Annotated in this window: 20 protein-coding genes; 2 read left to right on the forward strand and 18 right to left on the reverse strand. The window is 53.4% G+C overall.

Features of this window, described 5'->3' with window-relative positions; genetic code table 11:
• Window positions 1–62: 62 nt before the first annotated feature.
• The 11 genes from KNP60_RS08205 to KNP60_RS08255 all read right to left on the reverse strand — a co-directional run bounded on the left by KNP60_RS08205 (window position 63) and on the right by KNP60_RS08255 (window position 7,827).
• Entirely contained in the window at window positions 63–503 is a 441-nt protein-coding gene (locus KNP60_RS08205; RefSeq protein WP_214706245.1) for a hypothetical protein, read from the reverse strand.
• A 5-nt stretch (window positions 504–508) separates the two neighbouring features.
• Window positions 509–1,489: a flotillin-like protein FloA gene (gene floA / locus KNP60_RS08210; protein WP_034778121.1), complete on the reverse strand. Its 981-nt coding sequence runs from the start codon at window positions 1,487–1,489 to the stop codon at window positions 509–511.
• A complete protein-coding gene (locus KNP60_RS08215; protein WP_034778122.1) occupies window positions 1,486–1,998 on the reverse strand; it encodes an NfeD family protein in 513 nt (170 codons plus the stop codon). Before KNP60_RS08215 ends, floA begins: the two co-directional genes overlap by 4 nt.
• Window positions 1,999–2,134: 136 nt before the next feature.
• Window positions 2,135–2,584, reverse strand: coding sequence for a GatB/YqeY domain-containing protein (locus tag KNP60_RS08220; protein WP_021065683.1), 450 nt, complete (start codon window positions 2,582–2,584; stop codon window positions 2,135–2,137).
• A 33-nt stretch (window positions 2,585–2,617) separates the two neighbouring features.
• Window positions 2,618–2,812 (reverse strand): 30S ribosomal protein S21, encoded by a 195-nt coding sequence (gene rpsU / locus KNP60_RS08225; protein WP_029334745.1) that lies wholly within the window; start codon window positions 2,810–2,812, stop codon window positions 2,618–2,620.
• A gap of 77 nt (window positions 2,813–2,889) precedes the next feature.
• On the reverse strand, window positions 2,890–3,555 hold the full coding sequence (deoC, locus tag KNP60_RS08230; protein WP_029595219.1) for a deoxyribose-phosphate aldolase: 666 nt from the start codon (window positions 3,553–3,555) through the stop codon (window positions 2,890–2,892).
• 91 nt (window positions 3,556–3,646) lie between these two features.
• The gene (gene rarD, locus KNP60_RS08235) at window positions 3,647–4,534 is read right to left on the reverse strand and encodes an EamA family transporter RarD (RefSeq protein WP_214797265.1); all 888 of its coding nucleotides are present in this window, start codon (window positions 4,532–4,534) and stop codon (window positions 3,647–3,649) included.
• Window positions 4,535–4,656: 122 nt separating this feature from the next.
• Complete coding sequence (locus KNP60_RS08240) at window positions 4,657–5,814, reverse strand: bifunctional cystathionine gamma-lyase/homocysteine desulfhydrase (protein ID WP_214797266.1); 1,158 nt, start codon at window positions 5,812–5,814, stop codon at window positions 4,657–4,659.
• Window positions 5,780–6,718: a PLP-dependent cysteine synthase family protein gene (locus tag KNP60_RS08245; RefSeq protein ID WP_214797267.1), complete on the reverse strand. Its 939-nt coding sequence runs from the start codon at window positions 6,716–6,718 to the stop codon at window positions 5,780–5,782. The genes KNP60_RS08240 and KNP60_RS08245 overlap by 35 nt, the downstream gene beginning before the upstream one ends.
• Window positions 6,719–7,186 carry an S-ribosylhomocysteine lyase gene (locus KNP60_RS08250; protein WP_021065678.1) on the reverse strand — a complete coding sequence of 156 codons (468 nt, stop codon included), beginning with the start codon at window positions 7,184–7,186 and terminating at the stop codon, window positions 6,719–6,721. It abuts the gene before it with no gap.
• Entirely contained in the window at window positions 7,183–7,827 is a 645-nt protein-coding gene (locus KNP60_RS08255) for a class I SAM-dependent methyltransferase (RefSeq protein WP_034778130.1), read from the reverse strand. Before KNP60_RS08255 ends, KNP60_RS08250 begins: the two co-directional genes overlap by 4 nt.
• A gap of 329 nt (window positions 7,828–8,156) precedes the next feature.
• Between KNP60_RS08255 and KNP60_RS08260 the strand changes: the two genes are divergently transcribed.
• Window positions 8,157–11,822 (forward strand): S8 family serine peptidase, encoded by a 3,666-nt coding sequence (locus KNP60_RS08260; RefSeq protein ID WP_034778133.1) that lies wholly within the window; start codon window positions 8,157–8,159, stop codon window positions 11,820–11,822.
• Between the two features lie 87 nt (window positions 11,823–11,909).
• On the opposite strand, the gene KNP60_RS08265 is transcribed toward KNP60_RS08260, so the two are convergent.
• From KNP60_RS08265 to hrcA, 6 genes are all read right to left on the reverse strand, one after another.
• Window positions 11,910–12,656, reverse strand: a complete 747-nt coding sequence (locus KNP60_RS08265; protein ID WP_034778135.1) for a 16S rRNA (uracil(1498)-N(3))-methyltransferase — start codon at window positions 12,654–12,656, stop codon at window positions 11,910–11,912.
• A 3-nt stretch (window positions 12,657–12,659) separates the two neighbouring features.
• The gene (prmA, locus tag KNP60_RS08270; protein WP_034778137.1) at window positions 12,660–13,598 is read right to left on the reverse strand and encodes a 50S ribosomal protein L11 methyltransferase; all 939 of its coding nucleotides are present in this window, start codon (window positions 13,596–13,598) and stop codon (window positions 12,660–12,662) included.
• A gap of 17 nt (window positions 13,599–13,615) precedes the next feature.
• Window positions 13,616–14,722, reverse strand: coding sequence for a molecular chaperone DnaJ (gene dnaJ, locus KNP60_RS08275; protein WP_034778138.1), 1,107 nt, complete (start codon window positions 14,720–14,722; stop codon window positions 13,616–13,618).
• A gap of 109 nt (window positions 14,723–14,831) precedes the next feature.
• Complete coding sequence (gene dnaK, locus KNP60_RS08280) at window positions 14,832–16,655, reverse strand: molecular chaperone DnaK (RefSeq protein ID WP_138859216.1); 1,824 nt, start codon at window positions 16,653–16,655, stop codon at window positions 14,832–14,834.
• 29 nt (window positions 16,656–16,684) lie between these two features.
• On the reverse strand, window positions 16,685–17,257 hold the full coding sequence (grpE, locus tag KNP60_RS08285; RefSeq protein ID WP_034778140.1) for a nucleotide exchange factor GrpE: 573 nt from the start codon (window positions 17,255–17,257) through the stop codon (window positions 16,685–16,687).
• Window positions 17,258–17,274: 17 nt separating this feature from the next.
• Window positions 17,275–18,297, reverse strand: a complete 1,023-nt coding sequence (gene hrcA, locus KNP60_RS08290) for a heat-inducible transcriptional repressor HrcA (protein ID WP_034778141.1) — start codon at window positions 18,295–18,297, stop codon at window positions 17,275–17,277.
• A gap of 191 nt (window positions 18,298–18,488) precedes the next feature.
• On the opposite strand from hrcA, the gene KNP60_RS08295 reads away from it, so the two are divergent.
• Window positions 18,489–19,094, forward strand: coding sequence for a DUF1054 domain-containing protein (locus KNP60_RS08295; protein ID WP_214797268.1), 606 nt, complete (start codon window positions 18,489–18,491; stop codon window positions 19,092–19,094).
• Window positions 19,095–19,135: 41 nt separating this feature from the next.
• Here KNP60_RS08295 and hemW read toward each other — a convergent pair whose 3' ends face one another.
• Window positions 19,136–20,305 carry a radical SAM family heme chaperone HemW gene (gene hemW, locus KNP60_RS08300; protein WP_214797269.1) on the reverse strand — a complete coding sequence of 390 codons (1,170 nt, stop codon included), beginning with the start codon at window positions 20,303–20,305 and terminating at the stop codon, window positions 19,136–19,138.
• Between the last annotated feature and the right edge of the window lie 21 nt (window positions 20,306–20,326).

A 20,326-nucleotide genomic window follows, 5' to 3' on the forward strand; every position in this document is an offset into this window, starting at 1 on the left:
AAAGAAAGACCGTCCGTTTCGGCCACAAAAAGAAGCAGTGACTCGATGTCACTGCTTCAGGCTTAGCGACGGCGTTTCGACACCGGCGGCTGCAAAATTTCACTCCAAACGACAGCTTGCCGAACTTGCTTCATCGACATGCGCGGTTGCGGTTGCGGCCGAGACTCGGTCGCCTCCGAAATCGGCGGAATCTTGACTGTCTGTTCGAACTGCGCACTCACGTGCGGTAATTCTTCCCGCCGGCGCGGCGGCTGAGACTCTCTTGATTCAGCCGGGGCAGCGACACGACGACGCAGTTTTTGCGGCGTCGGTTTTTCCTTGCCATCGCGTGGCTCGTCAAATGTCGCCTCGACTTCTTTCATCATGTCACCGACCGTATCGAGATAGCGTTTCAAATCCGTACTCGGCGGCCGTTCTCCAGTAGAAGATGATTTCTCCATCCGCTTCATGACCGCCGAAGCGATCCCGAATGCGGCGAGGAGTAGTACCCAAAGTCCATCCATCCCGATCACTCTTTGTCAGATTCGACTGGGTGACCGATCGCTTTACGCATTTCTGTATCGGCTTGGACGTTCAAGTAGTTGACGTAGTCCATGACACCGAGCTTGCCGTGGCGAAGCGCATCTGCCATCGCAAGCGGGACTTCAGCCTCGGCCGCGACAACTTTCGCGCGCATCTCTTCGACTGATGACTTCATCTCTTGCTCACGGGCGATCGCCATCGCGCGGCGTTCTTCCGCTTTCGCTTGCGCGATTTTCTTATCAGCCTCGGCTTGGTCGGTCTGAAGAACCGCTCCGATGTTTTTACCGATATCAATGTCGGCGATATCGATGGACAAGATTTCAAACGCGGTCCCTGAATCAAGACCTTTCGTCAATACGGTACGTGAAATCATATCCGGATTTTCCAAAACGTGTTTATGGTTGTGTTGCGAACCGATCGTCGAGACGACCCCTTCACCGACACGGGCGATAATCGTCTCTTCTCCGGCACCCCCGACAAGACGGTCGATGTTGGCACGAACCGTGATCCGGGCTTTCGCTTTCACTTCAATCCCGTCCATGGCCACACCGGCGATGAACGGCGTTTCGATGACTTTCGGGTTGACGGACATTTGAACAGCCTCTAACACGTTTCGGCCGGCAAGGTCGATTGCTGCGGCACGTTCAAACGACAATTCGATATCGGCACGGTGGGCCGCAATCAAAGCGTTGACGACACGGTCAACGTTACCCCCAGCCAAGAAGTGACTCTCGAGCTGGTTCGTGTTTAAGCCAATACCGGCTTTGACCGCTTTGATGAGCGGGTTGACGATTTTCGATGGGACGACGCGACGGAGTCGCATCCCGATCAATGTGAAAATCGAGACGTGGACGCCAGCGGCGAACGAGCTGATCCACAGCCCGACCGGGACGAACGTGAAGAATACGGCGAGCGCAATCAATCCTCCACCTGAGATGAGTAACGTGGTCAATAGTTCTGGTGTCATTCTGTTACATCCTCCTTCGGCTCTATAAAGCTACGGACGACAACGCGCCCTGAATCGACTTTATACACCTGAATTTTCGTTTGCGAATCGAGATAGCTACCTTCTGTCACGACATCAATCCGTTCTCCGTCAATCTCAGCGGTACCCGCCGGGCGCAGCGGCGTCAATGTGACCCCGACTTTCCCGAGTAACCGTTTGCGGTCATCGTGAGACAGATACCCTTTGTCTGATGACGTCGAATCGGTCAAAATCAACCCTTTATACATGAGCGAACGATTGGACTGCAGGCGACGATATGCCCAAAATCCGAGTCCAGCGACGATAGCCGTGGCTAAACCGAGCGACAACCATAGCTGCCCGATCGTGGCGCCCGCCATAATCAAACTGGCGACGACCGCCCCGATCCCTAGCACGCCAAACAATCCAAAACCGGCAACGAACACTTCAATTCCTAGAAGGACGATCCCGACAAAAAACACCGTCAGAATCACTCCGAGACCAAATGTCATCGTATTGCAACCCCCTTCCGAGTTCACAAGCTACCTCTTATCTCTAGTGTATACGAAACAAGTTTGCTTGTGGTTTCAGAATACGCAAAAAAAGACAGAAACTTTTGGTTTGACCCAAAAGCTCCTGTCTCTTTCATTAATTCGTCAATTGTTGTTTGACAATGCGGTTCACAAGACCACCGTCTGCCTTGCCTTTAACTTGAGGCATGACGACGCCCATCACCTTACCCATATCTGACGGGCCTGTGGCATTCGTTTGAGCAATAGCTGCTTTCACGATCGCCGTGACTTCATCTTCAGAAAGTTGTTCAGGCATATAGGCCTCTAGTACGACAATCTCGTCAGCTACTTTAGATGCAAGGTCTTCACGACCAGCGCTTTCGAATTCTCGGAGGGAGTCTCTGCGCTGTTTCATCTCTCGGTTGAGCACCGTGAGTTCCTCTTCCTCAGTAAGATCTTGTCGACCAAATTTGATGGCCTCATTTTGGAGCGACGCTTTGACCATCCGGATCGTCGTGAGACGATCTTTTTGTTTTGCGCGCATGGCTTGCTTCATGTCGTCCGTCAAGCGTTCTTGAAGACTCATGAGCTAACACCCTCTCTACAAATGAAACTGAAATTAGAATTTCTTACGCTTACGCGCAGCTTCTGATTTCAATTTGCGTTTTACGCTTGGCTTTTCGTAGTGACGACGTTTGCGAACTTCGGCAAGAGTGCCATCTTTCGAAACACCGCGTTTGAAACGACGAAGAGCGTCTTCAAGCGATTCGTTTTTACGGACACGAGTTTCCACTAGTTTTCCCTCCCTCCGAATTACACGACTAAGGAAACGTGTTTCACACGTCATAACATATTATAGTGAAAGTAAGTCGTGCGGTCAACCACTAGTTATTAATAGTCGCTATCTGAACGTCCGCCTGTGACGATGGCGATTCCAGCTGATGCGCCGATGCGCGTCGCGCCGGCATCGATCATTGCTTGTGCGCCTTCGAAATCACGTACGCCGCCTGAAGCTTTGACGCCGAGATCTGGTCCGACCGTCTCACGCATGAGGCGGATATCTTCTACCGTCGCGCCGCCTGTTGAGAAGCCAGTCGACGTTTTCACGAAGTCTGCACCTGCTTTGACTGAAAGTTCAGCCGCTTTTTTGATTTCTTCTTTTGTAAGGAGGCACGTCTCAAAGATGACTTTGACGAGCGTCCCGTTTGCCGCTTCGACGACAGCGCGGATGTCGCGTTCGACGAGATCGAAGTCGCCGTCTTTCATGGCGCCGATGTTGATGACCATGTCAATTTCATCTGCACCGTTGGCAATCGCGTCTTTTGTTTCGAACGCTTTCACTTCTGGCGTGTTGGCTCCGAGCGGGAAACCGATGACCGTACATACTTTGACGTCGTCATCTGATTTGAGTTGTTCCGCCGCGTACTTCACCCATGTCGGGTTGACACAGACGCTTGCGAATTTGTATTCGAGCGCCTCGGCACAAAGTTTCGTGACTTGATCTTTCGTTGTTTCTGCCTTCAAGGCTGTGTGGTCGATATAACGTGCTAATTCCATCGTAAAATTCCTCCTCTGATGTATCGGTCTGACATATAGGTCTGACATCTAACATATTATCATGTTTTCTTGAAATGTAACAGCTTTCAATTCAGACGAGTTGACGACGTTTTCGTGTCTGGATCCAGCTGTTCCAACTAAAGAAGAAAATCGCAATCCAGATGCACGTGAACGCAAAAATGTGATAACCCGTGAACGGCTCATTATAGAGGATGACCCCGATCGCGAGACTGAGCGTCGGTGCGATGAATTGAAGAAACCCGACAAGCGTGAACGGGATATGTTGTGCTCCGTACCCGAACAAAAGAAGCGGCAACGCCGTCATCACGCCTGTCCCGACCAAGGCGACCCAAATGACCGGTTCGGTCGTCATCGTCAATCCGCCCTGTGACGTCTGCCAACCTAAGAAAATGATAGCGACCGGCACGACCGCGAGCGTCTCAATCCCGAGACTGACCGTCGAGGCAAGCGGTCGGCGTTTCTTCACCATGCCGTAAAATCCGAACGTACTGGCCAGAATGAAGGCGATCCAAGGGAACGACCCATACCCGAACGTCAAGACGAGCACGCCGATCGCCGCCACGGTCACCGCGAGCCATTGGACTCGGTTTAATGATTCCCGAAAAACAAGCACACCTAACACCATGCTCACGAGCGGATTGATGTAATAGCCGAGTGACGCCTCGATGATATAGCCGTGATTGACCGCCCATATGTACACGAACCAGTTGGCACTGACGATGAAGCCGTTCAACATAAAGGCGTTCCGCGTCGCCCGGTGCCGGAGCGCATAGTTGAACTCAGTCCACTGCTTCGTCCATTTCAAGACGAGTAAGATGAAGAGAAACGACCAGACGATCCGATGGGCCAAGATTTGACCGCTCGGTATCTCCTGTAAAAACTTCCAATAAATCGGTAGGACGCCCCACATGACGTAGGCTCCGACCGTCGGCATGACGCCTTTGTTCACTTCGTTCACCCGCTCTCGTAATCAATTATCGTCAGTGTAGTCGATGCGATTAGGACATTCAAGCGAATTCTTTCGCCATGCACACGACAAAAGAGGTGCGCTCGCAAGCGCACCTCGCATCACTATGAATGTTAGTTCGGAATCGTCGCCACGGTCGCGAGCGCTTGCTCCAAATCTTCAATCAAATCTTGTACATCTTCGAGACCGACGGAGATGCGGACGAGCCCGTCCGTAATGCCGAGCTCGAGACGACGTTCCGCCGGGATTGACGCATGGGTCATCCGGGCCGGGACGCTAATCAAGCTCTCGACCGCGCCGAGACTCTCGGCGAGCGTGAAGTATTTCGTCTTCGCGACGACGAGTTCGGCCGCATCGGCTGAACCGACATCGAAGGCGATCATTCCACCGAAGCCGCGTGCCTGCGACAAGTGGACCCGCTTCGCTTCTTCGCTGCCGACACTCGGATGTAGGACACGGCTCACCGCCTCGTGCTTCGTCAAGTAGTCGACGAGCGCGAGCGCGTTTGACTCGATCGCTTCCATGCGGACCGCGAGCGTCTTGATGCCACGGACGACGAGGAAGCTGTCTTGCGGTCCGAGTACCGCGCCGACTGAATTTTGAAGGAATGCGAGACGCTCTCCGAGTTCTTCCGTCCGAGCGACGACGAGACCGGCGACGACGTCGCTGTGGCCACCCAAATATTTCGTGGCGCTATGAAGCACATAATCGGCCCCGAATTCGATCGGATTTTGGAAGTACGGGGTCATGAACGTGTTGTCGACGACGAACAAGACGTCCGCCTCGTCAGCGATGGCGCGAATCAGGCGCATGTCGGTCACGTTCAACAGCGGGTTCGTCGGTGTCTCGACGTAAATCATTTTTGTGTTCGGTTGGAGCGCTTCACGGACCGCTTGCGTATCGGCCGTATCGACAAAAGATGCCTCCAAGCCAAGTGATTGAAATACTCGATTGAATACACGGTACGTTCCCCCATATACGTCAGAACCGACGATGACGTGGTCCCCTGATTTCATTAACATTAAAATCGTCGAGATGGCTGCCATCCCAGAGCCGAACGCGAATCCGCGGGCACCGCCCTCGATATCGGCGATGAGCGTCTCGAGTGCCGTCCGCGTCGGGTTGGCCGTCCGCGAATACTCATATCCGTCCCGGAGATTGCCGATGCCGTCTTGCTTGTATGTGCTCGTCTGATAAATCGGTGGTGTGACGGCTCCTGTCAGGGGATCCGTCGTTTTACCGCCATGAATGAGTGCTGTTTTTGTACGCATATTCTGCCTCCTTGACTATTCCTTGACTTAAATACCGTTCGACACTGTCCGGTAAAATCGTGACGATGACACCTTCCGTCATCTTCGCTGCTTCTTGAACACATGCCGCGATGGCCGCTCCGGATGAACTTCCGACGAGCAAGCCTTCTTGTTTAGCGAGATGAGCGACATAATAGAACGCCTCTTCGTCCGTAATCGTGTAAATCCCGTCGACGAGGTCGTGCGGCAAGAATGCCGGCCACGCCTCGACCCCAATTCCTTCTGTCTTATGGGGGCCAGGAGCTCCCCCGTTCAAAATCGACCCTTCCGGCTCGACGACGATCGCCTTCGTCCCGTTCGGCCGCAACTTGCTCGCGACACCGGTGAACGTGCCGCCTGAGCCGGCCCCGGCGACGAACACATCGATGTGGGGAAGGTCGGCCTGAAGCTCGAGTGCGAGCGTGTCGACGTACGCGTCCGGGTTATCCGGGTTCGAGAACTGTTCCGGCACATAGGCGTCATGTTCGATGGCGAGCTCTTTCGCCCGCGCGATGGCGCCTTTCATCCCAAGTTCGGTCGGCGTGTTGACGACGGTCGCCCCGAGAAGCGTCATGAGCGCCTGCTTCTCTTGACTGAACTTCTCCGGGGTGACGGTCATCAACTTGATGCCGTGTCGTTGACAGGCGAGCGCGAGCCCGATTCCGGTGTTCCCGGCCGTCGGTTCGACGACCGTTCCCCCGCGTTCAAGTTGTCCACGTTCAAGCGCCCGTTCAATCAATTGCAGACCGAGCCGGTCCTTGACGCTACCGCCCGGATTCATCATCTCGAGCTTGCCGTATACTTTGACGCCCGCAGGTACCGGCAACGTCCGTAACTCAAGCAGAGGCGTCTCACCAATCAATTCATAGACGCTTTGGACAATCATTTACGCTTCGTCCTTGAAGATGATGTGCCACTCGTCACGCTTGGCAAGCATATCGGCCGCGAGCTTCTTCGCGCCTTCGAAATCGTGATGGTTCGCGCTCCCGCATTGAATTGGGTTTTGTGCCGGCAACTCCGTCGCATTTGCTGCGTCGCGGAGTGTCGCTTCGACGAGGTCGAGCATCGCTTCGTAATCCCCATCGTTCAACATCGTCCAATAGAAGCCTGTCTGGCAACCCATCGGCGAGACGTCGATGATTTGATTCGAATGGCTGCGGCTGTTCTCGGCGATCAAATGCTCGAGCGAGTGGACGGCCCGCATTGGCATGAGCCCTTCGTTCGGTTGAATGAAGCGGATGTCATATTTATAAATCGTATCGGCCGTCCCTTTCTTCACTCCGGCTAAACGGACGTAAGGCGCTTGTACTTTTGTATGGTCTAAATTGAAGCTCTCGACTTTATAACTTTTCATGATTGAGTTCCTCCTGATTGTTTCGTGGCCACGACGAGCCAGACGAATTTATTTTTTTGCGTGAGCGTAACCGTATAGCCGTTTGCTTCGAGCATCGCTTGAATCGTCTGGGTATACGGATAAAACTCTCGATTCAAATCCTCGAGTAAATCGGTATAGCCGTTCGCTTCGGCCCAGTCCAAGATGCCCCGTTTCGCTGTTTGCGAGGCGAACATCGTATCAAGCAAGACGAAGCGCGGGGCGTCGAGATGTTCGACGTAACTTCGAATCGCCGTCCGTTTCTCGTCATCCGTCAAATGATGGAACGCATACGACGACACGATCGTATCGACGGATTTGTCAGTCGGATAGTTGAGAAAATCACCGTCAATGATATCGAGCTGTAACTTCTCAGCCGCGACGGCCCGCATCTCTGGCGACGGTTCGACAGGGATGAGGTCGTGCCTCTCTAGAATTCTTGCGCTTAAGTTCCCCGTCCCAATCCCGAACTCCATGACCCGGCCTTCTAACTGGTCGACGACCTCGCCGAGCATCGTCTCGTACCCCGCGAATACTTCGCGATATTGTTCGTCGTGTCCGGTCACGGCTGCGTCATATTCCGACGCCCACTCCTTAAAAATGTCCATGAACTGTAATCCCATTCTGTCACCCCATCATCTTTATTCCGACTATATCGATAAGTTTTATATGATTTATCTACTACAGACTGTATCAACTTACGCTAGAAATCTCAAGTAAATTGTTCATTTCGTTTTAGAGACTTCATTTTTTTGAGACTTGGAGGCCTACACTGGAAAAAGACCTATCTGCCAATTTGAGCACATAGGTCCAAAGTAATTGTCAGAATCTTTTAATTTGTTCAAATTCATTACCCTTCCGTTTAAAAAACAGGAGGATTTTTGGATTTAAATCCGCTATCATTTTCCACAAATGGATTTATTTTTTCAAAAAACGATTGGAGGATACTAAATTGCCACAACCAAAATTTTATTTGAACGTCTCCCTCGCGACATGTCTCGCGTTGACCCCTGGCCTGCTCGGTCTCGGTGCCGAACCGGTCTTGGCCAAACCGTCCGTCAAACAAAGCGTGAACACGACGGACAAACACGAGAAGTTACGTGTCGTCGTCGAACTCGTCGGTGCCCCGGCGATCGATCAAGCGAAAAAGAAAGGCAAGAAATTCAATGAATTGACGAAGACCGAGAAAGATGGCGCCCAAAAGGTCGTCAAAGCCGAACAAAAGAAAGCAAAAGCGGCCATCTCGAAAAAAGGCGTTAAAGCCGTGACGCTTGAAGAGTTCACAACCGTCTTCAACGGGTTCAGTACGATGCTCACAGCGACAGATGTCAAAAAAGTCGAGGCGTTACCTGAAGTTGCGCACGTCCACGTCGTCAATGAGTACGAACGTCCAGAAGTCAAACCGGATATGGTCACGAGCAACGGCATGGTCCAATCGCAACAGACGTGGGGCGACTATGGCTTCACGGGCGAAGGCACGATCGTCGCCGTCATCGATACAGGCGTCGACGCCGACCATCGCGACTTCCGTCTCACCGATGATTCGAAGGCTGAGTTATCTCAAACCGAAGTCGAGACGGCCGTCAGCACGTTCGGCATGCCAGGAACCTACATAAACGAGAAAGTCCCTTATGCCTATAACTATTATGATGAGAACGATGACATCCGTGACGATTCGCCTGGCGCCTCGATGCACGGCATGCACGTCTCGGGTACCGTCGCCGCCAACGGTGATGAAGCGGCCGGTGGCTTGAAAGGTGTCGCTCCTGAGGCACAAGTGCTCGGGCTCAAAGTATTTAGTAACGACCCGAACTACGCTTCGACATATGGCGATATTTACATTAAAGCCATCGATGACGCCATCAAACTTGGGGCGGACGTCATCAACATGAGTCTCGGATCAACGGCCGGATTCGTCGACGCCGACTCACCGGAACAACAAGCCGTCCAACGTGCCGTCGACAACGGTGTCTTCATGTCCATTTCAGCAGGGAACTCGGCCTACTTCGGGAACGGTTATGACCTTCCATACGCCAACAACCCGGACACGGGCGTCGTCGGTGCCCCGAGTGTCAGCTCGGCATCGACATCGGTCGCATCGCTTGAGAACGATCAAATCCAATTGGACGCGTTCTCCATCAAGTCAGGCGACAACACCGATAAAATCGGTTGGAAAAAACAAGACGGTCCCGCCTTTACACAAGGAGACTATGAACTCGTTTACGTCGGCGACGGACAACCGAGCCAGTACGTCGGAAAAGATGTCAAAGGGAAAATCGTCCTCGCCGTCCGTGACGGTAGTTACTTCTATTCGAACATTCAGCAGACGGCCGAAGCGAACGGCGCGGCCGGTGTCATCGTCCGCGGTGCTGTCGGTCACGGCGACTACGTGAGCATGGCCTTGTCAAACCCGCAAGTCCCGATGGCCTCGCTCAGCATCAAGGACGGAAACGCCTTGCAACAACGTCTCCTTGCGGGCGAACAGATGACGATCGGCTTTGCCGGCGATCGACTCAGCGTCGTCAACGGTGCGGCCGGTCAGCTCTCGAACTTCACATCATGGGGCATGACGCCAAACCTTGACTTCAAACCAGAGATCTCGGCACCAGGCGGACAGATCTTCTCGACGTTGAACGATAACCAGTACGGCTTGATGAGCGGTACATCGATGGCTGCGCCACACGTTGCCGGTGGAGCCGCCCTCGTCCTCGAACGCGTTGACCGCGACTTCAACTTGACAGGCACGGCACGTGTCACGATGGCGAAGAACTTGCTTATCAACACGTCAAAAGCTGTCACGGATATCGGACCGCTCAACAAACAGTTGCAACAAAACCTTCCGTACACGCCACGTCGTGGTGGAGCAGGTCTCATGCAATTGCATGCTGCCGTTTCGACACCAGCGATCGCGTACGAGAAGAAAACGAAAGAAGCAAAAGTCGCGCTCAAGGAATTGAACCGCAGCAAAGCTACGTTCACACTCGTCGTCGAGAACTTGTCGGATAAGGCCGTGTCGTATAACGTGTCTTCGTCACTCCAGACCGATCTCGCCATCGAACAGACGGCTGGACTCGTTCAGAACGCGATGGAAGCACAAGCACTCGAGAATGCAAAAGTGACGGTGAATGGCAAAAAAGTTCGCACGGTCAAAGTGAAACCAAATCAAAAAGTTGAATTGAAAATCGCGCTCGACGTCTCGAAAGCGAAAGTGCTCAATCCGAAAACGCTCGACGGCCTCGTACCGGCGAAAGACGTCTTCGAGAACGGTTACTTCGTCGATGGATTCGTCCGCTTGACGGACGTCAACGGTCCTGAGGGCAACCCGTCACTCGTCGTACCGTTCGTCGGTTTCGAAGGAGACTGGGGCAAGGCACCGATCTTCGATGCCTCGATCTATGAAGACGGCTCGTTCTATGAAGTGTCAGGCATGGTCGACCAGACAGGGAACTATCTCGGTTCGAACCTTGACAAGTCTGTCGATGCCGACGCGATCGCCTTCTCACCAGACAAAGATGGCTCGAAAGATGCTGCCGTTCCGGTGTTCTCGTTGCTCCGTAACGCCAAAGACGTCAAGTACCGCATCGTCGACGAGTCAGGGAACGTCGTCCGGACGCTGTTCCAAGACGAAGAACTTCGTAAGAACTACTTTGACGGTGGTGCCAACACGCCTTACTACTACTCGGCCGCTTACACGTGGGATGGTCAGTTGAACGGAAAACCAGCTCCTGCCGGTAAGTACTTCTACGAAATCGAAGGAAGCATCGACTACATGAAGAAACAAGCCCAGACGCTTCGCTTCCCGGTCAAAGTCGATTACACGGACCCGACGTTCACGACGAAATGGCAAGGGGACAGCTTGGCCGTCCAAGCGAAAGATGAGTTCTCAGGCATTCATTCGGTCGAATATTTCTTGAACGGAAAATCCGTCGCCAAACAGGCTGACGGAAAAGCGGCTTACACGTTCGCAGGCGTCAGTGACGCCGATCAAGTCAGCGTTCGCGTCGTCGATCACGCCGGCAACAGCACAACGAAGACGGTCGTCTACTCGACAGACGCCGATAAGCCTGGCGTGTTCGTGAACGCCCCGCTCGCTTTGACGCCATACGCGACATCGGACATCCCGGTATCTGGAACGATTCAAGATGCATCTGCGATCCAATCGTTCCAAGTTGACGGCGTTGACGTGCCACTCACGTGGGATGATGCGAAGAAAGAACACGTCTTCAACACGACTCGCAGTTTCGGGGACGGCGTCCATAAATTACGTTTCGTCGCCGAAGACGCGGCCGGCAACGTGACCAACTTCCAACGTGCGATTTTCGTGGACACGACACCAGCCGTCATCGAAATCGGGAAACTGCCGAAGAAAATCGGTAAAAAACAATCGACGGTCAACGTCGATGTGACCGTGAAAGACAACTTTGATGAAGTGAAGCTTCTCGTCAACGGTGACTTGAAATTCAGCCAAACGCTGAAGGCTCCGTATGAGATGCGTTCGTTCACTAAAACCGAGCGAATCGCGTTACCTGTGACATCAGGTGAGAACACGTTCACGTTCGAGGCGACTGACCTCGCCGGAAACGTGACGACGAAGACGATCACACTCGTCAAAAAATAAGTAGAAGGGCTCGCCTCTTGGATGCGAGCCCTTTATCTTTCCACAAAAAATGGCTCTCGCATATGCGAGAGCCATTTTTGTGGTGTATCAATTCAATTCAAGGGCGTAGGAAATAGCTGAGAGCGCATAGAGCGGAGCCGTTTCCGAACGCAAGATACGCGGACCGAACGCACAAGGTACGGCACCCGCCTCGATCCAACCGGCCACTTCCGCTTCATCGAAGCCGCCTTCTGGACCAACGAGAAGCAGGAGCTTCGAGCCCGGTCGAGCGGCTGTCAACACCGTCGCAAACGCGGAACCTTCTCCGTGTTTGGCCACCTCTTCGTACGCGAGAACGACCGCATCATACGCATTGAAACGAGCCGTTAGCTCTTTTGGGGTGAGATAAGCACATGTCGGGACGACGGCGCGGTACGACTGTTCGGCCGCCTCCTGCATGATTTTTTGGAGCCGTTCCAGCTTTTTCGGCACCTTCTTGGCGTCCCATTTGGCGACCGAGCGCTTCGACTCGAACACCAACAGATGATGCATACCGAGCTCGGTCCCTTTTTGGGCAACGAGTTCGACTTTATCCCCTTTCGGGAGCGCGTAGGCGAGCGTCACGTCAACCGGCAGTTCGGTCGTCGCTTCCCGCTTCTCGACGACGCGTGCCGTACCGGACTTCTTATCGAGCGTCACCACTTCGGCCACGTATTCAAATCCGGTCCCGTCCAAGAGCACGAGTTGATACCCAGGACCTCCCCGAAGCACTGTGCCGATGTGATGCACGACGTCGGCCGGCAATTCGACGAGATCGCTTCCAAACGCTTCACGTTGTAAAAAATATCGTTGCATGGCTTACCCTTTCTTCGCGATGATGGCGACCCAATCTTCCATGACACGCGTCTCTTCAATCGTGAACCCGGCCGCTTCGAGCGCAGCTGTCACTTCGGCCCGCTTCTGACCGATGATCCCAGACGTGATGAAGTAACCGCCTGATTTGACGCGCGCATAAGCATCATCGATGAAGAGCATGATGACGTCGGCCAAAATGTTGGCGACGACGAGATCGTACTCGCCCGTCATCCCTTTCAGCAGATCTCCCGTCTTCACGTCGACGACGTCTTGGGCATCGTTCGTCTCGACGTTTTGACGCGCCGATTCGACGGCGACCGCATCCAAATCAAGCGCCTCGACACGTTCGGCGCCAAGCTTCGCCGCGGCGATGGCGAGTACACCGGATCCGGTACCGACATCAATCAAGCGGTCACCCGGCTCGATATAATTCTCGATTGCTTGAATGCACAGCATCGTCGTCGGATGTGTCCCGGTGCCAAACGCCATGCCCGGGTCAAGCAAGATGACGTTCTCTTCAGGTTGCGGCTCATAATCTTCCCAGAGCGGGACGATTGTGAGATGTTGCGAGATTTTGACGGGCTTGTAGTATTGCTTCCACGAATGGGCCCAGTCCTCTTCGTCCATCTCGACGACCGTCACTTCGCCGGTGCCGATGTCGAGCATATGACGCAACCCGTCCACTTCTTTTTTGAACGCGGCGAGGGTGTCTTGGAAATCACCCGACGCCGGGACGTACGCTTTCACGTAGACGCCGGACGTCGGATACGATTCTCGTCCGGAAACGTCCCAAATCTCTCCGAAATGGTCTTCGGCCATCATCTGGTCGTAGTCCTCGACGTCCTCGATGACGACCCCTTGTGCCCCCACTTCATGTAATAAGTTCGATACGGCTTCGACTGCCTGCTGTGTCGTGTGGACACAAATTTCAGACCATTTCATCGTTTCACACGCTCCTTTTACTGGCTAAAAAACTTCTTCATTTTTTGGAACAGGCCGTGCTGTTCTTCGACGCCTGCTTCCCCGCTAATCTCTTCGAACTCACGAAGCAGTTCTTTTTGACGGTCGGTCATGTTCGTCGGTGTCATGACGACGATATTGACGTACTGGTCGCCATTGCCGCCGCCGCGGACGCTCGGCATCCCTTTGCCGCGCAAGCGGAATTTCGACCCGGTCTGCGTGCCGGCTGGTACTTTTAGGCTCACCTTGCCGTGGACGGTTGGCACTTCTAGCTCGGCACCGAGTGCTGCTTGTGCGTATGTGACCGGCATCTCCATCGTGATGTGTTGGTCGACCCGTTCAAAGATCTCGTGGGCCCGGACGCGGACGACGATATATAGGTCACCGGCTGGTCCGCCGTTATAACCTGGGCCGCCTTTACCGGAGAGACGGATTTGTTGGCCGTTGTCAATCCCGGCTGGAATCTTGACTTCGACTTGCTTCTGTTTCTTGACGTGGCCAGAACCATGGCACGTTTCACATTTTTCTTTAATCGTCTTCCCGCTGCCGTGACATTGGCTACACGTCCGCTGGTTGACCATCCGCCCGAGAATCGTGTTCTGTTCAACCGTCTCGACGCCACTACCGCCACAACGGCCACACGTCTCTGGTTTCGTCCCTGGTTTGGCACCGCTGCCCATGCACGTGTCACATTCCACTTCGATCTCGAGGTCGATTGTTTCCGTCTTACCGGTCACGCTCTCCATGAAATCGAGATCGACGACGTATTGATAATCTTCGCCGCGACGTGGAGCGTTCGGGTCTTGACGTCGTCCGCCGCCACCGAAGAACATATCAAAGATGTCACCGAAGCCACCTTGGAAGTCGCCACCGCCACCGAACTGGCTGGCCCCTTCAAAACCGAAGCGGTCATACTGGGCCCGTTTCTGCTCGTCTGACAGCACTTCATACGCTTCTCCGAGCTCTTTAAATTTATCGGCCGCATCCGGCTCTTGGTTAATGTCTGGGTGATATTGTCGTGCGAGCTTACGATATGCCCGCTTGATGTCTTGTGCCGAGGCCGATTTATCCAGGCCAAGCACTTCATAATAATCTCGTTTCGCCACGTTACTCTCTCCTCTACACTGTCTAAACTAAGATTCTACCGAATCTACCTTAACATGGAAAGAGCCAAAGCAGAAACCTGCTTTGGCGCTCTCCTATCTATCGGTTGCCTTATTTACGATCGTCGAGGTCTTCAAACTCCGCGTCGACGACGTTGTCGTCTTTCGCTTCCGTCTGTGTCTCGGCACCTTCAGCACCTTGCTCTTCAGCCATGTTCGCATATACTTTTTGCGTCAATTCTTGAACGACGTTTGACAATTCGTCTTTCGCCGTACGGATTGCTTCGAGGTCTGTGCCTTCGAGTGCTGACTTGGCTTTTTCTTTCGCCGCTTCAGCACGTTCTTTGTCAGCCGCATCGACTTTGTCGCCAAGGTCTTTGATCGCTTTGTCTGTCGCGAAGACGAGTTGATCCGTTTCGTTGCGGAGTTCGGCTTCTTCTTTACGCTGTTTGTCCGCTTCTGCGTTCGCTTCCGCTTCTTTTACCATGCGCTCGATTTCAGCCTCATCGATACCTGAAGACGATTGGATCGTGATCGACTGCTCTTTGTTCGTACCGAGGTCTTTCGCCGATACGTGAACGATTCCGTTCGCATCGATGTCGAATTTGACTTCGATTTGCGGCACACCGCGTGGTGCCGGCGGGATGTCCGTCAATTGGAAGCGGCCGAGCGTCTTGTTATCCGGCGCCATCGGACGTTCCCCTTGGAGGACGTGGATGTCTACGGCCGGCTGGTTGTCAGCTGCCGTCGAGAAGACTTGTGATTTCGAAGTCGGGATCGTCGTGTTACGGTCAATCAACTTCGTCATCACGCCACCCATCGTCTCGATACCGAGCGAGAGCGGAGTCACGTCGAGAAGGACGACGTCTTTGACGTCACCAGCGAGGACACCACCTTGGATGGCTGCACCGAGAGCAACAACTTCATCCGGGTTGACACCTTTGAACGGCTCTTTTTTCGTGAAGTCGTGAATTGCTTTTTGGACCGCTGGGATACGTGTCGAACCACCGACGAGGATGATCTTGTCGAGGTCAGATGGTGTGAGCCCAGAGTCTTTCAAGGCACGGCGTGTCGGTTCCATCGTGCGCTCGACGAGGTCGGCTGTCAACTCATCGAATTTCGCACGCGTGAGCGTCGTTTCAAGGTGAAGCGGACCAGCAGCTCCGGCCGTGATGAACGGAAGGCTGATGTGTGCGCTTGTCACGCCTGAAAGGTCTTTCTTCGCTTTTTCAGCTGCGTCTTTTAGACGTTGGAGCGCCATCTTGTCTTGTGCGAGGTCGATGCCGTTCTCTTTTTTGAATTCAGCTACGAGGTAGTCGATGACTTTTTGGTCAAAGTCGTCACCGCCGAGACGGTTGTCCCCTGCAGTAGCCACAACTTCGAAGACACCATCGCCAAGTTCGAGGATCGACACGTCGAACGTACCGCCACCGAGGTCATAAATCAAGATCGTGTGGTCTTCACCTTTGTCGAGTCCGTAAGCGAGTGCTGCTGCCGTCGGCTCGTTGATGATCCGCTTGACATCAAGTCCAGCGATTTTCCCTGCGTCTTTCGTCGCTTGACGCTCGGCATCGTTGAAGTAGGCAGGAACAGTGATGACCGCTTCTGTTACTGACTCACCGAGGTAGTCTTCTGCATCTTTTTTCAATTTTTGTAAGATAATCGCCGAAATTTCTTGCGGCGTGAACTTCTTGCCATCGACTTCTACTGTATGAGCCGTACCCATGTGACGTTTGATCGACTGGATCGTGTTCGGGTTTGTGATCGCTTGACGTTTCGCGACTTCTCCGACTTGACGCTCTTCCCCTTTGAAGGCGACGACAGATGGTGTCGTACGGTTCCCTTCCGCGTTCGAGATGACGACTGCTTCGCCACCTTCCATCACTGCTACACATGAGTTCGTTGTACCTAAGTCAATTCCGATAATTTTACCCATTGTCTATTCCTCCATCTAATTAAGTAATGTTATTCTGAGACTTTTACCATGCTCGGACGAATGACGCGCCCGTGCATCGTGTACCCTTTTTGAAGCTCCATCGTCACGATCCCTGATTCGAACTCATCGCTCGGCTCTTGCATGACCGCTTGATGATAGTTCGGGTCAAACGGTTGTCCGACCGCTTCGATCGCTTCGACGTTCTCACCGTTCAAGACGTCGAGCAACTGGCGGTGAATCATGTCGACACCGGCTTGAATCTGCTTGGCGTCGTCCGAATTCGCTTCGACTTGGAGCGCACGCTCAAAGTTGTCGATGAGCGGGATCAATTTCTCGACGACCGTCTGCGATGCGAATTTGACTCGTTTCGCGTTCTCTTCGTTCGTCCGGCGTCGGAAGTTGTCAAAATCCGCACGGATGCGGAGCTCGCTCGCCTTGAGCGCATCGATTTCTTTTTGTAAATCCGTCCCCTCAGAAGTTTCTTCCACAAACTCAACATTTGAAACCTCTTCAGCTTCTACCGTCTCTGTCTGTTTCGGATCAAAATCTTTTTCTTCGAGCACTTCTTCTGGCTCTGGCCCATTCTGTTTGTCAGTTGTCATAATGAGGCTCCTTTCCATCACTCTTCTAATTTCGTTCGCCTGAGCGCCTCAATGATTTGTCCCATCATCTGAACCCCGTGTCGATAATCCATCCGGGTCGGTCCGATCATCGCGATCGTCCCGAACGTCTGACCGTCGAGCGTATAGTCGGACGTGATGACGCTACAATTTTGAAGCGCGACGATGCCATTCTCGCTTCCAATGCTCACATAAATCTCGCGGTTTGGCAACGATTCGAGCCAGTCGGTCAACCGCTCCTGCTCGTCGATCCATTCAAGGAACGGACGCAACGTATCAAGCGTCTGGAACTCAGGTTGGTTGAAGATGTTCTTCTTCCCGCCTAAGTAGAGCGAAGCAGGATGTTGGACGCCGACGGTCGATTGAATGAGTTGCATCATGAACTCGAATTGTTCCTGATGCGCGAGTCGAAGCTTGGACACTTCTTCTCCGATCCGGAACTTCAGCTGACCGAGTGGAGTTCCTTTCAGACGATCGTTCAAGAAGCGGATCGTCTGTTCGACCAGGTCCGGCGCCATCGGAGAGTCGAATACGACCGTCCGATGTTCGACGTGGCCTTGATCGGTCACGATCAAGACGACGCCACGCCTTTCGTCGAGCGGCATCAAATCGATCCGGGCCAGCCGATTCATCTGGCTGTTCGGACCGAGCGCCACCGTCGTATAATTGGTCAGGTCAGAGAGTAGGTCGGCGGCTTGACGGATGAGCACTTCCGACTCTTGGGCCGAGGCACGTAGCCGCTCGCCAAGGCGATACGTCTCCCGCTCGTCGATGATTTTCGTCTCGACGAGATGGTCGACATAATACCGATAGCCGACTTCGGACGGGATGCGTCCGGCCGACGTATGCGGCTTTTCAATCAGACCCATATCTTCTAAATCAGCCATGTCGTTCCGAATGGTTGCCGAACTGAATGACAAGTCATCCCGCTTCGATAACGTTCGCGAACCGACTGGTTGGGCCGTTTGAATATAATCATCAATGATGGCTCGTAAAATGAGCAATTGTCTTTCTGTCAGCACAACGTCACTCCTCTCTGAAGGATTGGCCTCGCTTTATTAGCACTCATATTTACTGAGTGCTAATCACACTTCAAATATTATCATGTTCTCCATATTTGTCAATTCATTCGCATCATTTTTTCCAGTCCCATAGAGCCTTCCGGTATGCATGTTTCTTCAAGTTTCGGTATGATACGAATTGAGGTGATTAGATGTTTACAACACAACAATTTAACGTATTCACGCAAGACGGACTCGATGCCCGCATGGCAGGCATCCGCTCTGAGATTCAACCGCTGTTCCATCGTATCTATGAAGAGGTCGGTCCCCAACTCGAGGCCGATGTCGGTGTCCCGCTTTACTTGCATGTCGCCAAACATGCCCGTCGGACGGTCAATCCACCGAAAGACACGTGGATGGCGATCGGCCATGACAAACGCGGCTATAAGAAACATCCCCATTTCCAAGTCGGGTTATTCGACGACCGGGTCTTCGTCTGGCTCGCGTTCATCTATGAGATGCCGAACAAAGAAGCGATCGGCCGTCGACTCATGACGATCGACTTCAAATCAGAGTTCCCCGACTTCCATATCGCCGGGGACCATATGAAAAAAGACGCGTTCTTAATCGAGGATTCGTCAGCTGAATCGATCGAAGCGATCACAGAACGGTTCGCGACGGTGAAGAAAGCGGACTTCTTGATCGGTCGTCAACTTCCGGCCGATGCGTCGATTCTGCAAAACGAAGCCGCCTTCCTGGCGCTCGTCGAGGATACGTTCAGCCGGCTCATGCCGATTTACCGCGATCTTGTCTTATAACCAAAACAAGGGCGAACCCAATCCGGGTTCGCCCTTGTTTGTTATGACATCGATGTCTGTTCCGGTGAGTCGCTCATCCGTGCCTCGCCGATGAAGGCAGCGAACGCCTCGTTGGCGAGCGGGAGCCCAGATTCGGTCAAGCGGACGTGTGTGTCCGTCGTCTCGATCAACCGTTTTGCCTCGAGTTCCGACAAGACATGCCCGAATACCGAACGCATCGACACACCATACTTCGACTCGAACGTCGCAAACGACACGCCTTGACGCATCCGGAGTCCAAGGAACAGTTCCTCTTCCATCTTCTCGACCGTCTCGAGCGTCGTCGTATTGCGAACCGGTAGCCCTTCCGCCTTGATATAGTGCGGAATCGGCGCGATGTTCGCCCGACGCTCCCCGTTCAAATAACTGTGCGCCCCAGCCCCGAAACCATAATACTCTTCGTTGCGCCAGTACACTTGGTTGTGACGGCTTTCGCGTCCTTCGAGGCTATAGTTCGAGATCTCATACTGTTTCAAGCCTCGACGTTCGAGCGTCTCCATCACTTTCAAGTACATCTCGACTTCGATATCCTCGCCCGGGAGGCGCAACTTCCCTTTCCGCTCTTGAATCGCGAACACGGTGTGCGGCTCGAGAATCAACGAATAGGAAGAAACGTGATGGATTGGGAGCTGGAACGCCAAGTCGAGGTCGCGCTCAATCTGTTCGAGCGTCTGTTCCGGCAAGCCGAACATCAAGTCGATCGAGATGTTATCGAATCGCTTCGCCGCTTCCGTCACGGTCGCGAACACGTCATCGGCCCGGTGTGTCCGTCCGATTCGTTCGAGTCCACCGTCATCGAACGTCTGGACGCCGAAACTGACGCGGTTGACCCCTCCATGTTTCATCGTATCGAGCTTCTCGGCGCTCACGAAGTTCGGATTCGCCTCGACCGAGTATTCGAGGTCTGGCGACGCGAGCGGGAGCAAGTGACGCGCGACCATGTCCATGAGACGTTTCATCTGCGCCTCATTGAGGGCGGTCGGTGTCCCGCCGCCGATAAAGATCGTCTCAATCGTATCGGTCGGGTATTGTTCGAGCGAGAGTTTGATTTCTCGTTCTAATGCATCTAAATAGTCATCAACCGGTTGGTTCTTCAAGAACACCTTGTTGAAATCGCAGTAATAACAAATATGTTCACAAAATGGAATGTGAAGATATACGGCTTTAGCCATGGCGGCCACCCCTTTCTTCTC

The sequence above is a fragment of the Exiguobacterium sp. s5 genome (genome assembly GCF_018618075.1).
Taxonomy (GTDB): Bacteria; Bacillota; Bacilli; order Exiguobacteriales; family Exiguobacteriaceae; genus Exiguobacterium; species Exiguobacterium mexicanum_A.